The organism is Streptomyces sp. IBSNAI002, from assembly GCF_052244475.1.
Classification (GTDB): domain Bacteria; phylum Actinomycetota; class Actinomycetes; order Streptomycetales; family Streptomycetaceae; genus Streptomyces.
Genome location: NZ_JBQPXG010000002.1, coordinates 5,593,981 through 5,608,681 on the forward strand (window position 1 = coordinate 5,593,981; position 14,701 = coordinate 5,608,681).

Annotated in this window: 9 protein-coding genes; 1 reads left to right on the forward strand and 8 read right to left on the reverse strand. The window is 72.2% G+C overall.

The genetic code is table 11. The annotated features are described in order from the left end of the window. Positions 1-39 precede the first annotated feature (39 nt). The 7 genes from ACTVZO_RS27150 to ACTVZO_RS27180 all read right to left on the reverse strand — a co-directional run bounded on the left by ACTVZO_RS27150 (position 40) and on the right by ACTVZO_RS27180 (position 10,938). Positions 40-1,623 (reverse strand): alpha/beta hydrolase, encoded by a 1,584-nt coding sequence (locus tag ACTVZO_RS27150; RefSeq protein ID WP_443300851.1) that lies wholly within the window; start codon positions 1,621-1,623, stop codon positions 40-42. 74 nt (positions 1,624-1,697) lie between these two features. Next, entirely contained in the window at positions 1,698-3,077 is a 1,380-nt protein-coding gene (gene hemG, locus ACTVZO_RS27155; RefSeq protein ID WP_443300852.1) for a protoporphyrinogen oxidase, read from the reverse strand. A gap of 55 nt (positions 3,078-3,132) precedes the next feature. Further along, positions 3,133-4,323 carry a TIGR04053 family radical SAM/SPASM domain-containing protein gene (locus ACTVZO_RS27160; protein ID WP_443300853.1) on the reverse strand — a complete coding sequence of 397 codons (1,191 nt, stop codon included), beginning with the start codon at positions 4,321-4,323 and terminating at the stop codon, positions 3,133-3,135. Then, a complete protein-coding gene (gene narI, locus ACTVZO_RS27165; RefSeq protein WP_443300854.1) occupies positions 4,320-5,045 on the reverse strand; it encodes a respiratory nitrate reductase subunit gamma in 726 nt (241 codons plus the stop codon). The genes ACTVZO_RS27160 and narI overlap by 4 nt, the downstream gene beginning before the upstream one ends. Further along, a complete protein-coding gene (gene narJ, locus ACTVZO_RS27170; RefSeq protein ID WP_443300855.1) occupies positions 5,045-5,758 on the reverse strand; it encodes a nitrate reductase molybdenum cofactor assembly chaperone in 714 nt (237 codons plus the stop codon). The genes narI and narJ overlap by 1 nt, the downstream gene beginning before the upstream one ends. After that, positions 5,755-7,275: a nitrate reductase subunit beta gene (narH, locus tag ACTVZO_RS27175; protein WP_443300856.1), complete on the reverse strand. Its 1,521-nt coding sequence runs from the start codon at positions 7,273-7,275 to the stop codon at positions 5,755-5,757. The genes narJ and narH overlap by 4 nt, the downstream gene beginning before the upstream one ends. A 3-nt stretch (positions 7,276-7,278) precedes the next feature. Beyond that, entirely contained in the window at positions 7,279-10,938 is a 3,660-nt protein-coding gene (locus ACTVZO_RS27180; protein WP_443300857.1) for a nitrate reductase subunit alpha, read from the reverse strand. A 204-nt stretch (positions 10,939-11,142) separates the two neighbouring features. On the opposite strand from ACTVZO_RS27180, the gene ACTVZO_RS27185 reads away from it, so the two are divergent. After that, positions 11,143-11,877: a YwiC-like family protein gene (locus ACTVZO_RS27185; protein ID WP_443300858.1), complete on the forward strand. Its 735-nt coding sequence runs from the start codon at positions 11,143-11,145 to the stop codon at positions 11,875-11,877. A gap of 22 nt (positions 11,878-11,899) precedes the next feature. Here ACTVZO_RS27185 and ACTVZO_RS27190 read toward each other — a convergent pair whose 3' ends face one another. After that, positions 11,900-14,680: a lysylphosphatidylglycerol synthase transmembrane domain-containing protein gene (locus tag ACTVZO_RS27190; protein WP_443300859.1), complete on the reverse strand. Its 2,781-nt coding sequence runs from the start codon at positions 14,678-14,680 to the stop codon at positions 11,900-11,902. Between the last annotated feature and the right edge of the window lie 21 nt (positions 14,681-14,701).

Sequence of the window (14,701 nt, forward strand, 5' to 3'; positions counted from 1 at the left end):
GCACTCCCTGGGGAGTGCGGCCCCTTCGGCATGCCCGGGTCAGACGGGGGAGCCGGTCGGGGGCGAGGTCGGGTTCTCCTTCGCGGTGCAGACGGTCCCGGCCGCGGGCTTCTTCCCGTCCAGCAGGTACGCGTTCACCGCGTCCTGCACACAGGTGTCGCCGCTGTTGTACGCACCGTGCCCCTCGCCCTTGTAGGTGAGCTCGACGCCGACGCCGGGGCCGAGCCGCTCGACCATGCGGCGGGCGCCCTCGTACGGGGTGGCCGGGTCGCCGGTGTTGCCGATCACGAGGATCGGAGTGGATCCCGGGGCGGACACGTCCGGGGTCTCCGAGGCGCCCGCGACGGGCCAGTCGGTGCAGCCCAGCATCGCCCAGCCGAGGAAGTCGCCGAAGACCGGCGAGGCCGCGCGGAACGCGGGCAGTTTGGCCTTGGTCTGCTCCAGCGTGTACCGGTCCTTGGAGTCGGCGCAGTTGATGGCGGTGTTCGCGGCGCCGATATTGCTGTAGTGCCCTTGCTGGTCGCGGCCGTTGAGCGCGTCGGAGAGGGCGAGCAGCAGCTGGCCCTGGCCGCCGCCGGCCTCGTCGAGGCCCTGTTCCAGCAGCGGCCACAGCTCCTGCGAGTACAGGGCCTGTGCGATGCCGTTGGTCGCCTGGCTCTCGGTGAGCTGCCGGTCGCCGATGCCCGCGATGGGCTTGGCCGCCAGCTCCTTCTGGAGATTGATGATGTTGGCCTCGATCTCCTTGGCGGTGCTGCCCTGCAGCTTGCACTTGTCGCCGCGGTCCACGCAGTCCTGGGCGAAGTTGCCGAGGGCGAGCTGGAAGCCCTGCGCCTGGCCGAGCGCGCCCTCCTCGGAGTCCTTGGTCGGGTCCACGACGGCGTCGAAGACGGCCCGCCCGACGTTCTTGGGGAAGAGGTGGGCGTAGACCCCGCCGAGCTCGGTCCCGTAGGAGATGCCGAAGTAGTGCAGCTTCTCGTCGCCGAGGGCCTGGCGGATGCGGTCCAGGTCGCGGGCGGCGTTGGAGGTGCCGACGTGGGGGAGGAGCTTGTCGGAGTTCTTCTTGCAGGCCTCCTGGTAGGCCCGGATGTTGTCGACGAAGTCCTTCTCCTCCTGCGGGGTGCCGGGCGAGGAGTCCGCGGCGTAGTAGGCGTCCAGCTGCTTGTCGTCCTCGCAGCGGACGGGGGCGCTGCGGCCGACCCCGCGGGGGTCGAAGCTGACCAGGTCGTACCGGGCGCGCAGGGCCTCGTACTCCTCGGCGGCGCCGGGCAGCGTGGTGATGCCGGAGCCGCCGGGGCCGCCGAAGTTGAAGACGAGCGAGCCGATGCGGTTCTTCTGGTCGCGGGCCTTGGCGCGGATGAGGGCGATCGGGACGGTCTCACCCTCGGGCTTCGCGTAGTCGAGGGGGACGTCGAGGGTGGCGCACTGCCAGTCCTTGGGCGGGGCCTGGCCGCCGCCCTCCAGGGGGGTGGGGGCCGGGCACTCGCCCCATTCGAGGGGCTTGGTCTCCTTGGTGCCGTCGGCCTTCGTCTTCTTCTCGTCACCGTCGTCGGAGCAGCCGGCGGTGGCGAAGAGCGTGGTGGCCAGTGCGGCGGCGGCGGTGACCCGCCAGACGTTTCTCGGCATGCCCCCATCCTGGGCGCCGCCCGCCGCCCCCGCCCCCGCGCTGACCCAAACGGGTCCCGGGGTTCGGGGGGTGGTCAGGAGCCGGCCAGGAGCTGGCGGGCGGCGGAGCGGCCCGTGGCCACGCAGGCGGCCACGCCGACGCCCTCGTACGCGGCTCCGCACAACGCCAGGCCCGGGAGCTTTGCGGCGGCCTCGCGGATGCGGGCGACCCGCTCGCGGTGGCCCACGCCGTACTGCGGCAGGCCCCGGTCCCAGCGCGTGACCCGCGCCGCCAGCGGCTCGCCCATCGCCCCGACCGCGTGGTGGAGTTCGGTGATCGCGGAGCGGACCAGGTGCCGGTCCGGACGGGCCAGCAGCTGGTCCTCGCCGATCCGGCCGACGGACGCCCGCAGGACGAACGTGTCCGGAGCGGCCTCGGCCAGCCAGGCCCACTTGTTCGACAGGAAGGACGCCGCCTTCAGGGTGTGCCCGTCCACCGCCGGGACCAGGAACCCGTTGCCCTCCGGGAGGAAATGCGCCTGGGAGCGGGAGAACGCCATCGTGATCACCGCCGTCGACGCGTGCGGGATCGCCGAGAGGTCGGCCTCCGCCAGCGGCGAGTGCGGCCGCAGCAGCTCCGCCGCCGCGAAGGCCGGCAGCGCCAGGATCACCGCGTCGGCCTCCATGGTCAGCGGGCCGTCGCCCGTCATGGCCTGCACCCGCCACCGGTCGCCCGCGATCCGGTGCAGCGAGCGGGCCGTCGTACCCGTCAGGATCCGCGCCCCGCAGGCCTCCGCGACGGCCTGCGGGAAGCGGCCCGTGCCGCCGGCCACGCCCTGGACGGCCACCGCCGCCGACCGCGGGGCGCCCGCCGCCTTCATCCGGCGCAGCGCGGGCAGCAGCGGCCCGCCCTGCGCCGCCAGCGCCGCGATCCGCGGCATCGCCGCGCGCAGCGAGAGCCGTTCGGCGCGTCCGGCGTAGACCCCGCCCAGTACGGGCTCGACGAGCCGGTCCACGGCCTCCTGGCCGAAGCGTGCCGCGAGGTAGCCGGCCACCGAGCAGTCCTCGGTCAGCGGGGCCGCCGCGAGGGTCTCCTCCGCGCACATCCGCGCCACGCCCTCGGCGGAGAGCAGCCCGGTCCCGGCCAGTGCCGAGGGGTCGGTGGGGACGCCCATGACGTGTCCGGCGGGCAGCGGGCGCAGCGCGCCCTTGGTCCAGATGGTGGTCGGTGCCTGCGCCGGGTCGCACAGTGCGTCGCCCAGTCCGACGGCCGCCGCCAGCTCCACGGCCTCGGGCCGCAGCGCCATCAGGGACTCCGCGCCCTCGTCCACGGTGATTCCGGCGATGGTGCCGGTGCGGAGCTTGCCGCCGACCTTGGTGTGGCTCTCCAGCACGGTGACATCCGCCCGGCCGCGCAGCTGCCACGCGGCCGCCAGCCCGCTGATGCCGCCACCGATGACGATCACTGAACGCATAGTCTTCTCCCGCGAAAGATATGTCCCCATATGAAACATATGGGGCTTCCGGCTGTCAGTGCCTCATGCCTTCGGCCAGAGCCCTCACCTCGTCCTGGTACGGGAAGCTGCCCGGCTCGTACGCGCAGTACGGGTCCGACTCCAGCACGTCCCGCGTGAAGCCGTACGCCCGCGAGCGCGAACCCCCGCACACCGTCTTGTACTCGCACGCCCCGCACTGCCCGCGCAGCAGCGACGGGTCCCGCAGCCGTGTGAACAGCTCCGACTCCCGGTAGATCTCCGTCAGCGGCCGCGTCTTCACGTTGCCGCCCGACACGGGCAGGAAGCCGCTCGGGTGCACCTCGCCGGTGTGCGAGATGAAGACGAAGCCGCGCCCCGAGGAGACGTCCATCGGCGGGCGCCGCACCGCCCGCCGCTCCCCGCCGCCGAGCCCCAGCGCGGCGGAGCGGGCCGACAGGCGCGCGTACAGCGGCCCCAGCCGCGGCCGCTCCCCGCGCGCGTCGAGGACGGTGCGCTGGAGCGCGACCCGCCGGAAGTGGTGGCCCTCGGTGGTCTTGGTGGCCATCACGGCGCCGCAGTCGTACAGGAAGTGCAGGACGTCCTCGATCTCGCCGGGCGTCAGGGAGTCCAGCTGTTCGCCGCGGCCCGTCGGGACCAGGACGAAGCCCGACCAGAGCATCGCGCCCTCGCGCCGCACCAGCGCCGCGATGTCGGCCAGGTCCTCCAGGCTGTCACGGGACACCGTGGTGTTGATCTGCACCTTGAGCCCGAGCTCGCGGGCCGCCCGCCAGCCGTCCAGGGTCCAGTCGTAGACCCCGGGCACCCCGCGGAAGGCGTCGTGCCGCTCGGCGGTGGAGCCGTCCAGGGACAGGGACAGGGCCACGGCCCCCGCGTCGCGCACCGCGACGAGGTTGTCGCGGGTGAGCGTCGGCGTACCGGACGGGGAGACCGCGACGCGCAGGCCCAGCGAGGTCCCGTACGCGACGAGTCCGGTGAGGTCGGTGCGCTGGAAGGGGTCCCCGCCGGTGATCACGAACAGCGGGCCCGGCCGGCCGAAGGCGGCGATCTGGTCCATCACGCGGCGGGCGCCGGCCCCGTCGAGCTCCTGCGGGTGGCGGGCGGTCTGCGCCTCGGCCCGGCAGTGGAGACAGGCCAGCGGACAGGCCCGGGTGGCCTCCCAGATGACGATGAACGGCCGCTCGGACACGGCGTGCCGGGGCCGGCGCACGATGCTGGGCGGCTTCACGACACCCGCTCCCAGCCGCGCCTGCTCGGGCGGTTGGCCAGCTGCTTCGGGTCCCGCCGCCGGTAGACGACGTACGGCCGCACCAGGTACGCCAGCGGAGCCGAGAACATGTGCACCAGACGGGAGTAGGGGATCAGCGCGAACAGCGTGAAGCCGAACAGGATGTGCAGCTTGAAGGCGAGCGGGGCGCCCGCCATCAGGTGGTAGTCGGGGCTGAGGGCGAACAGGCTGCGGAACCAGACCGAGATGCCCTCGCGGTAGTTGTAGCCGCCCGTCTGCCCGGTGGAGTTGAGGATCGTGGCCGTCAGGCCGAGGACCATCGCGCCGAGCAGGACGGTGTACATCAGGTGGTCGCCCTTGAGCGTCGCCCTGCGCACGGCCGGGACCGTGAAGCGCCGGTAGACCAGGATCCCGATGCCGGCGGCGGCCGCGACGCCCGCGACCGCGCCGGTGGAGACGGCCAGCAGGTGGTAGGCGTGGTCGCTCAGGCCCACCGCGTCGGTCCAGCTCATCGGGATCAGCAGACCCACGACGTGGCCCAGCACCACGAACAGCATGCCGAAGTGGAACAGCGGGGAGCCGATGCGCAGCAGCCGCGACTCGTGCAGCTGCGAGGAGCGGGTGGTCCAGCCGAACCGGTCGTACCGGGCCCGCCAGACCGTGCCCGCGATCAGCAGTGCGACGGAGACGTACGGGAGCACGCCCCACAGGAGGAGGTCCATCAGGCCGTCTGCCTTTCCGCGGTGGTGGGCCAGGGGAGGTCGGTGGGCCGGCCCGTGGGCAGGTCGGCGGGCAGGTCTGCGGGCATGTCGAGGCCGGGGCCGAAGGGTTCGAGCGGGGAGCCCGCGCCCACCAGCTCCTGCGGCGGCCCGTTCTTCGCGAGCGCCTTCGCCTCGGCCTTGGTCCGGGGGGACTGGCCCGGCAGGGTCGAGCAGACCGCCTCCAGCACCCGGGCGTACGGGGACCCGGACTCGGTCAGCGCGAGCCGCAGCAGCTCCAGCCCGGCCCGGTGCTCCTGGAGCAGCTCGGTCCCGGCCCGCCCGCACAGCGCGGCGAACTCCAGGGCCACCGGCAGGAAGTCGGGCAGCTCCTCGCCCGCGAACTCCAGCCCGAAGTCCCGGTAGATCCGCTTCAGCCGGACCAGGGACAGGCCGCGGCGGCGGGTGTCGCCGTCCACCCACCAGGTGAGGTAGAGGCAGCGCCGGTTGCGGGTGTCGAAGGTCGAGGTGTACTCGGCGCACAGCTCGATCGGGCCCAGGGATGCGGCGTGGTCGAGGAACGAGCCGAGCAGCGCGGCCGGTTCGGCGGCCGCCCCGGCGAGGGCCGCACGGAGCCGCGGGAGTTCGTCGTGGAAGTGGTCGCCGGGGTACTGCAGCGCGCAGCCCGCGACCAGGCGCACCAGGGCATGGGAGGAGCGGGGGGACCGGAGGCTCACGAACTTCTCCTGGTGGGACTGAGGTTGAGCATCACGCGTGGCTCGCCCACCGCCCCGACGGGGCACTCGGCGTCCAGCGGATGGGTGTCGGCGAGTGCCTCGGCGTCGGCGCGGGCGGCGCTGGGGACCACGAACCGGTCCTCGATCTTGGCGATCGCGAGCAGCCGGAACATGTCCTCCATCTCGACGCCGGTGAGGCCGACCGCCGTGGCGATCGACTCGTCGGCCTTCCCGCCGAGGTTGATCCCGCGCATGTAGGCGCGCATCGCGGCCATCCGGCGCAGCACCGCCTCGACGGCGTACGTGTCGCCGGCCGTGAGGATCGCCGCGAGGTACTCCACGGGGATGCGCAGGGCGTCGATGGCGCCGAACAGGTTGCCCGCGTCCTCGCCGTCGCTGCCGGTCGCCGCGACCGCCTCGACGACGGGCGAGAGCGGGGGCACGTACCAGACCATGGGCATGGTCCGGTACTCCGGGTGCAGGGGAAGGGCGACCTGGTAGGTGGCGATCAGGTCGTAGACGGGCGAGTTCTGCGCCGCGTCGATCCACTCGTGGGTGAGGCCGGCGCTCTTCGCGGCGGCGACCACGGCCGGGTCGTGCGGGTCGAGGAAGCACTCCACCTGGGCGGGGTAGAGGTCGTGCTCGTCCTCCACGGCCGCGGCCTCGGCGACCTTGTCGGCGTCGTACAGCATCACGCCGAGGTAGCGCATGCGGCCCACGCAGGTCTCCGAGCACACCGTCGGCATGCCGACCTCGATGCGCGGGAAGCAGAAGGTGCACTTCTCGGCCTTGCCGGTCTGGTGGTTGAAGTACACCTTCTTGTAAGGGCATCCGGTCACGCACATGCGCCAGCCGCGGCACCGGTCCTGGTCGACGAGGACGATGCCGTCCTCCTCGCGCTTGTACATCGCGCCGGACGGGCAGGACGAGACGCAGGCCGGGTTCAGGCAGTGCTCGCAGATCCGGGGGAGGTAGAACATGAAGCTCTGCTCGAACTCGAAGCGGATCTTCTCGCCCACCTCGTCGCGGATCTTCTCCACGATCGGGTCCTTCGGCGCGTTCGCCGGGGCGCCGCCGAGGTTGTCGTCCCAGTTCGGGCCCCACTCGATCTTGTCGATCGGCTCGCCGGTGACCTGGGAGACGGGCCGCGCGGTGGGCATGTCGTCGCCCGCCGGGGCCTCGGTGAGGTTCTTGTACTCGTAGGTCCAGGGCTGGTAGTAGTCGTCGATCTCCGGCAGGTGCGGGTTGGCGAAGATCTCGCCGAGCTTCCTCAGCCGGCCGCCCGCCTTCAGGCGCAGCCGCCCGGACCGGGTGCGCTCCCAGCCGCCCTTCCACTTCTCCTGGTCCTCCCAGCGGCGCGGGTAGCCCTGGCCGGGGAGGGTCTCGACGTTGTTGAACCAGACGTACTCGGTGCCCTGCCGGTTGGTCCAGGCCTGCTTGCAGGTGACCGAACAGGTGTGACAGCCGATGCACTTGTCGAGGTTCATGACCATCGCGATCTGTGCCATGACGCGCATCTGTCAGTACTCCACCTTCTGGTCGCGGCGGCGGATGACCGTCACCTCGTCGCGCTGGTTGCCGGTCGGGCCGAGGTAGTTGAAGGCCCAGGTCAGCTGGGCGTAGCCGCCGATGAGGTGGGTGGGCTTGAGCATCACCCGGGTGAGCGAGTTGTGGATGCCGCCGCGGCGGCCGGTCTTCTCGGTCTTGGGGACGCCGACCGTCCGCTCCTGCGCGTGGTTCATGTAGACGGTGCCGGGCGGCATCTTGTGGGAGACGATCGCGCGTGCGGTGATCACGCCGTTGCGGTTGACGGCCTCGATCCAGTCGTTGTCCGCGACCCCGATCGCCTCGGCGTCCTGCGGGGACATCCACACCGTCTGGCCGCCGCGGCCCAGCGTCATCATGTAGAGGTTGTCCTGGTACTGGCTGTGGATCGCCCACTTGTTGTGCGGGGTCAGGTAGCGCACGGCCACCGACTTCGCCTTCTCGTCGACGGTGCCGAGCTCGGGCTCCCCGTACAGGGTGTGCATGTTCAGCGGCGGCTTGTAGACGGGCAGCGATTCGCCGACCTCGTGCAGCCAGTCGTGGTCGATGAAGAAGTGCTGGCGGCCGGTGAGGGTGTGCCAGGGCTTGAGGTGCTCGGTGTTGACGGTGAAGGCCGTGTACCGGCGTCCGCCGGCCTCCGACCCGGACCACTCGGGCGAGGTGATCACGGGGACGGGCCGGGCCTGGGTGTCGGCGAAGGTGATCCGCTTGCCCTCGGCCTCGGCGGCCAGGTGGGCCATGTGCGTGCCGACCTGCTTCTCCAGGGTCTCGAAGCCCTGCGTGGCCAGGCGTCCGTTGGAGGTGCCCGAGAGGGAGAGGATCGCCTCGCAGGCCCGCTGCGCGGTGTCCAGGCGAGGGCGGCCGTCGGCGACCCCGCCGCGGACGGTGCCGTTCTTCTCGCCGAGGTAGGCGACCTCCTCGGCCACGTCGAAGGTGATCGCCTTCGTGGTCACGCCGAGCCGGTCGACCAGCGGGCCGAGCGCGGAGAACTTCTCGCCGACCGCCCCGTAGTCGCGTTCGACGACGGTCAGGTTGTACATGGTCCGGCCCGGTACGGGTTCGCACTCGCCCTTGGACCAGTCCAGCGCGACCCCGCCGGGCTGGGCCATCTCGCCGCCCGGGGTGTCGTGCTGGAGGGCGGTCGCCACCAGGTCCCGGCGGACGCCCAGGTGGGTCCGGGCGAGCTCGCCGAAGCGCTCGGCCAGGCCGCGGAAGGCGTCGTAGTCGGAGCGGGCCTGCCACGGCGGGTCCACGGCCGGGGTGAAGGCGTGCAGGAAGGGGTGCATGTCCGTGGAGGACAGGTCGTGCTTCTCGTACCAGGTCGCCGCGGGGAAGACCACGTCGGACAGGAGCGTCGTGGACGTCATCCGGAAGTCCATGGTCATGAGGAGGTCCAGCTTCCCCTCGACGTCCTCCGCGCGGTACGTGACGTCCTTCGGAGTGCAGCGCGGGCCGTCCTCGGGGAGGTTGGAGTGCGTGCCGAGGAGGTGCTTGAGGAAGTACTCGTTGCCCTTGGAGCTGGAGCCGAGCAGGTTGGCCCGCCACACGTTGAGCACGCGCGGCCAGTTGCGCGGGGCGTCCGGGTCCTCGCCGGCGAAGCCGAGGGTGCCGTCCTTGAGCTGCTGAATCGTTTCGGCAACGGGGTCGGCGGCCTCGCCCAGCTCGAGGGGGTTACGGTCGAAGGTCGGGTAGGACGGCATCCAGCCCATCCGGGCGCTCGCCGCCAGGCAGTCGGAGCCGGTCATGCCCTCGAAGCTGCCCGTGCCCAGCGGGGAGGCCAGCGCCCCGGCGGGCAGGGTGTCGTAGCGCCACTGGTCGGTGTGCAGGTAGAACCAGGCGGCGCCGATCATCTGGCGCGGCGGTCGCGACCAGTCGGAGGCGGCGGCGAGCGTGGCCCAGCCGGTCACCGGACGGCACTTCTCCTGGCCGACGTAGTGGCCCCAGCCGCCGCCGTTGCGGCCCTGGCAGCCGGTGAGCGTGAGCAGGGCGAGGAAGGAGCGGTAGATGGTCTCGGAGTGGAACCAGTGGTTCGTGCCCGCACCCATCAGGATCATGCAGCGGCCCTGCGACTGCTCGGCGGTCTGCGCGAACTCCCGCGCCACCCGGGCGGCCTGGGCCGCCGGCACCGAGGTCAGCGACTCCTGCCAGCCGGGGGTGCCGGGCTGGCTCGCGTCCTCGTAGCCCGTGGGCCACTCGCCGGGCAGGCCCTCGCGGCCGACCCCGTACTGGGCGAGCATCAGGTCGAAGACGGTGGTGACCAGCCGGTCCCCGAGGCGGCGGACCGGAACCCCGCGGCGGACCGTGCCGCCGCGCTCGTCGTCCTCGAAGCGCGGCAGGACGATCTCGGCGCTCTCGCCCTCCCCGATCAGGGACAGCCGGGGCACGGTGTCGCCGAGGTCCAGGTTCCACTCGGGGGTCTCGTTCTTGCCCCAGCGGTGTCCGAGGGTGCCGTTCGGGACGACGGGCTCACCGGTGGCGTCGTCGACGAGCACCGTCTTCCAGTCGGCGTTCTCCGTGTCCCGGCCCAGATCGGCGGCCGTGACGAACTTGCCGGGAACGAGGCCCTGTTCCGTTTCCCGCAGGGAGACGAGGAAGGGAAGATCGGTGTACTTGCGGACGTAGTCGGTGAAGAAGGGGGTCTCGCGGTCGACGAAGAATTCCTTGAGGATCACGTGCCCCATGGCGAGGGCGAGCGCGCCGTCCGTACCGGGGTGCGGGTGCATCCATTCGTCGGCGAATTTCGTGTTGTCCGCGAAATCCGGGGAGACGGTGACGACCTTCTGCCCGCGGTAGCGCGCCTCGGCCATCCAGTGCGCGTCCGGGGTGCGGGTGACGGGGACGTTGGAGCCCCACATCATCAGGTACGCGGCGTCCCACCAGTCGCCCGACTCCGGCACGTCCGTCTGGTCGCCGAACACCTGCGGCGAGGCCACCGGCAGGTCCGCGTACCAGTCGTAGAACGACAGCATCGGCGCGCCGATGAGGGAGTGGAACCGGGCGCCGGAGGCGTGCGAGGCCATCGACATGGCCGGGATCGGGGAGAAGCCGGCGACGCGGTCCGGCCCGTGCTCCTTGATCGTGTGCACGTGCGCGGCGGCGACGATCTCCGTGGCCTCCTCCCACGTCGCCCGCACCAGACCGCCCTTGCCGCGGGCCCGCTGGTAGGCGCGGCGCCGCTCGGGATCGCCCTGGATGTCCGCCCAGGCCTCGACCGGATCGCCCAGCCGCTCCTTCGCCTCGCGGTACATGCTCAGCAGTTCGCCGCGCACGTACGGGTAGCGCACGCGGGTGGGGGAGTAGGAGTACCAGGAGAAGGAGGCGCCGCGGGGGCAGCCGCGGGGCTCGTACTCGGGCCGGTCCGGGCCGACGGACGGGTAGTCGGTCGCCTGGGTCTCCCAGGTGATGATCCCGTCCTTGACGTACACCTTCCACCGGCACGAACCGGTGCAGTTGACGCCGTGGGTCGAGTACACGACCTTGTCGTGGCTCCACCGGTCCCGGTAGAAGGCCTCCGCCGCGCGCCCGCCCGTGTGATGGACGGTACGCAGGTCCTCGGACACCTCGGCCCGGGTGAAGAAGCTGCCCGCCCTGATGAGCGAATCGGCGGCGTCCTGATGTCCCTGACGCTCCTGCAAAGCGACCCTCCAGGCCGGAATGAATGGTGCGTATCGACGCTACGCCTGTGGAAAAGGCGAAAGCGGTGACAAAGGTCCCGTGCGGGCATGACCTCTTTCCGGTATTTCACAGGCCGAGTGTCTGCCACGCTGGAAGGACGTCAACTTCGGCGAAGAGGGCGGAAATTACGCGATGGAATTCCAATTAAGGGTCGGGTGCCCCGGGTGACTCAGGTGCGCAAATGGATACCGGACCAGCACGGGGCGTGGGCGATGCTCGCGGTCCCGTTCCTCGCGGGCACGTTCCTCGCGCCCCGGCCCGGCTGGGCGCACGCGGCGCTGTTCGCGGCCTGGCTGCTCGGATACGTCGCCGTCTTCCACGCCCAGCAGTGGCTGAGGCTGCGGGCGCGCGGGCTGCGGTCGGCGCGCCGGCACGCGCGGCCGGCCGTGGTCTTCGGCGCGGCCTTCGCGGTGACGGGCGTCCCGCTGGCGGTGCTGTACCCGTGGCTGGCGGCGGCCGCGCTGCTCGCCGCGCCGTTCGTGGCGGTGAACACGTACCACGCCCGGCGCGGCCGGGAGCGGGCCCTGGTCAACGGCCTGGCGGCGGTGGTCCCGGCCTGCGGGATGCTGATGGTGGCGGCCGGCCTGGGCGGCCTCGGCCCGGCGCGGTCCTGGGAGCCGGCGGTGGCCTGCCTGCTGTACTTCGCGGGCACGGTCCCGTACGTGAAGACGATGATCCGCGAGCGGAACTCCCGGGCCTACCGGGTCGGCTCGGTGACCTACCACGCCCTGGCCCTGGCGGCGGCCGCCTGCCTCTCCCCGTGGCTGGCCCTCCCCTTCACGGCCTACCTGGCCCGAGCCGCCGCCCTCCCGGGCCGAGGCCTCCGCGTCCCCCTGGTCGGCGCCGTCGAACTCGCCTGCGCGACAGCCCTCTTGGCCACCCTCCTGCTCGCCTTCTGACGGCGGCCGGGCGGACCAGGCCCTAGATGGCTTCCTTGCGCGTCAGGAAGTTGAACGCGATCCACCCCGGCAGCACCGGCAGCCAGAAGGTCATCGCCCGGAACAGCAGCACCGCGGAGAAGGCGACGTCGTACTGCAGGCCCACGGCGACCAGACCCACCGTGAGCGCCCCCTCCACCGCGCCCATACCGCCCGGCGTCGGCGCGGCCGACCCCAGCGCGTTGCCCGCGAGGAACACCACCGCGATGCTCGCGTAGCTGATGGCCTGGCCGTCGCCGAACGCCCGGATCGACGCGTCCAGGCACATCACGAAGCAGCCCGTCAGCAGCAGCATCCCGCCGATGCCCGTCACCAGCTTCTGCGGCCGCTGGAGCACGTCCAGCATGCGCGGCACGACCCCGGCGAACAGCGCCCGTACCCGCGTCACGACGAACTTCCGCATGAACGGCACCGCCGTCATCACCATCACCAGCACCGCCACCGTCAGCAGGCCCGCGATGACCGTCCGGGAAGGGGTCATCTCCGTGGCGTTCTCCGTGCCCGTCAGGTAGCCGAAGGACAGCAGCAGCAGGATGTGGCTCGCCAGACCGAACAGCTGCGAGGCGCCCACGCTCGCGACCGCGAGCCCCGGCCGGATCCCGGCCCGCTGGAGGAACCGGGTGTTCAGCGCGACACCGCCGACCGCCGCCGGAGCCACCAGCTTCACGAAGGACCCGGCCACCTGGGCCACCACGGTCCGCAGGAACGGCACCCGCTCGGGCACGAAGCCCAGCAGGCTCATCGCCGCCGCGAAGTAGCTCAGCGCCGAGAACGCCAGCGCCGCCCCGACCCAGCCCCACTCGGCCTCGCTGATGATCTTGCCGAATTCCACGTGGGCCAGCTGCGTCAGCAGGAAGTACGCACCGAACGCGCCCGCGATGAACGACACCAGCGTGCGCGGCCGGATCCGCTCCAGCCGGGCCGGTTCCACCGGCGCCTGCGGGCGGATCAGCAGCACCTGCCGGCGGATCTGGCTCAGCAGGTCCTCCTCGCGGGCCCCGTCCAGGGCGTCGTCCAGCGCCTTCTTCTCGGCCTTGCGGTCCGCGGCCGGGCTGGTGGCGGAGGCGTCCGCCCCGCGCGCCGCCTTGGCCGCCCGCGAGGACTCCAGTACGGCCTCCCGCTGCCGGTCCGCCCGCTCCCGGGCCAGCTTGCGCAGCGTGGCCCGGGTGGAGCGGCTCAGCGCGATCGGCTGGAGCAGCGGCAGGCAGTCCGCCACCGCGTCCGGGCCGAGCACCGACACCGCCGAGTCCACCGCCCGCTCCGCGCCGACCCGCAGGCCGAGCGTGGTGAGCAGCTGGGCGATGTCCATCCGGAGTACCAGGTCGCCCGCCGCGATCTCGCCGCCGCGCAGGTCGGTGAGGATGACCGTGCCGGAACGATCCACCACCAGGGCGTCCCCGGTCAGCCGCCGGTGCGCGATCCGCCGCGACTGGAGGGCCCGTACCTGCTCCCAGGCGTTGCGGCTCAGCTCGTCGGTGATCTCCTGGTCGGAGAGGGAGTCCAGGGTGCGGCCGCCCAGGTGCTCGTACACGAGCATCACGGCGTCCGGGCCGAGCTCGGAGGTGGCGATCAGCTTCGGCGCGTTCGCCCCGGCCGCGATGGCGGCGTACGCGAGCAGCGCCTCCTGCTCCAGCGCCTGGCGCAGCGACTGCAGGCTGCGCCGGGTGGTGATGCCGCGCAGGGTGAGCCGGCGCCAGACCCGGTAGAAGAAGCCTTGGGCCTGTTGCTCGCGGTCGACGACGGTGACGTCGAGCGGCGGGCCGTCCTCCAGGGTGACGTGGTAGCGCCGCCCGCGGTCGCTGACCTCGGAGGACTCCGGGCCGCCCTCGGTGACCTCGGCGCGCATCGCGCTGACCGGCCGGAAGCCGACCCGGCGCAGTCCCGCGAGGAGGGTCTGCCCGGTGGGGCGCACATTGGGCGAGCCGACGGCGTACAGCGTCCCGTACGCGACGCTCCAGCCGATCAGCACGGTCAGGATGATCGAGAAGGGAGTGGTGTAGCCGCTGACCAGCATCGTGAACGCGTCCATCAGCAGGACCACCCACAGCGCCACGCGCCAGCGCGGCCGGCGGGTCATCCCGACGGCCGTCATGTACGCGATCACGGGCGCGAGATAGCCGTGCACCGGATCGGTGAGGGCCCCGCCGCTGCCCGCGGACCGGGTCAAGGCGTCCTGGATCGTGCCCGGAGCGGCTTGCGAGACCCACAGGTCGGTGGCGAGCGTGACCCCGTGCGCGAGCACGGCGGCGAGCACGCCGTCGGCGATGCGCAGGCCGTCGCGTTTGATCAGCCGCTCGATGGCGAAGGCGACCGGGAGCAGCAGCACCGCGATGCTCGACACCAGCGCGGCGACCTTGATCAGCAGGTCGGGCGCCTGGCCGGTCCCCTTGTTGATGTCCTCTTCCAGGCCGACGGTGGTGCCGTGGGCGAAGGCGGCGATGCCGAGGACGACGGCGATGCCGAGGATGCCGACGAGCAGGCGTACGAGGTCGGAGGGGCGGTGCACGCGGGCGGCGAGCAGCGGTTCGTCGACCTCCACCTGGTCGGCGGCGGTGGGAGCGTGCCCGTGCGGGCCCTCCGGCTCCGCTCCGCCGCGCGCTCCGCTGCCTGCTGCGGGCTCGGGTCCGGGCTCGGACAGGGGTCTGGGCCGGGGGGCGGGGCCGTCGTCTGGGCGCGTCGCGTCGTCGTCCGCCGCCGCGCCGTCCGGAGGGCTCACACCCTGCTCCTTAGTCGTCACTTCCGTCTCTTCTTGATCACGTATCACCAGTCACCGCCCGCAAGATGG

What these genes read in the sequence shown, in the direction of transcription:
- hemG (WP_443300852.1), bottom strand. Translation starts at nt 3,077, where the DNA reads ATGCGTTCAGTGATCGTCATCGGTGGCGGCATCAGCGGGCTGGCGGCC.
- narI (WP_443300854.1), bottom strand. Translation starts at nt 5,045, where the DNA reads ATGGACCTCCTCCTGTGGGGCGTGCTCCCGTACGTCTCCGTCGCACTG.
- ACTVZO_RS27150 (WP_443300851.1), bottom strand. Translation starts at nt 1,623, where the DNA reads ATGCCGAGAAACGTCTGGCGGGTCACCGCCGCCGCCGCACTGGCCACC.
- narH (WP_443300856.1), bottom strand. Translation starts at nt 7,275, where the DNA reads ATGCGCGTCATGGCACAGATCGCGATGGTCATGAACCTCGACAAGTGC.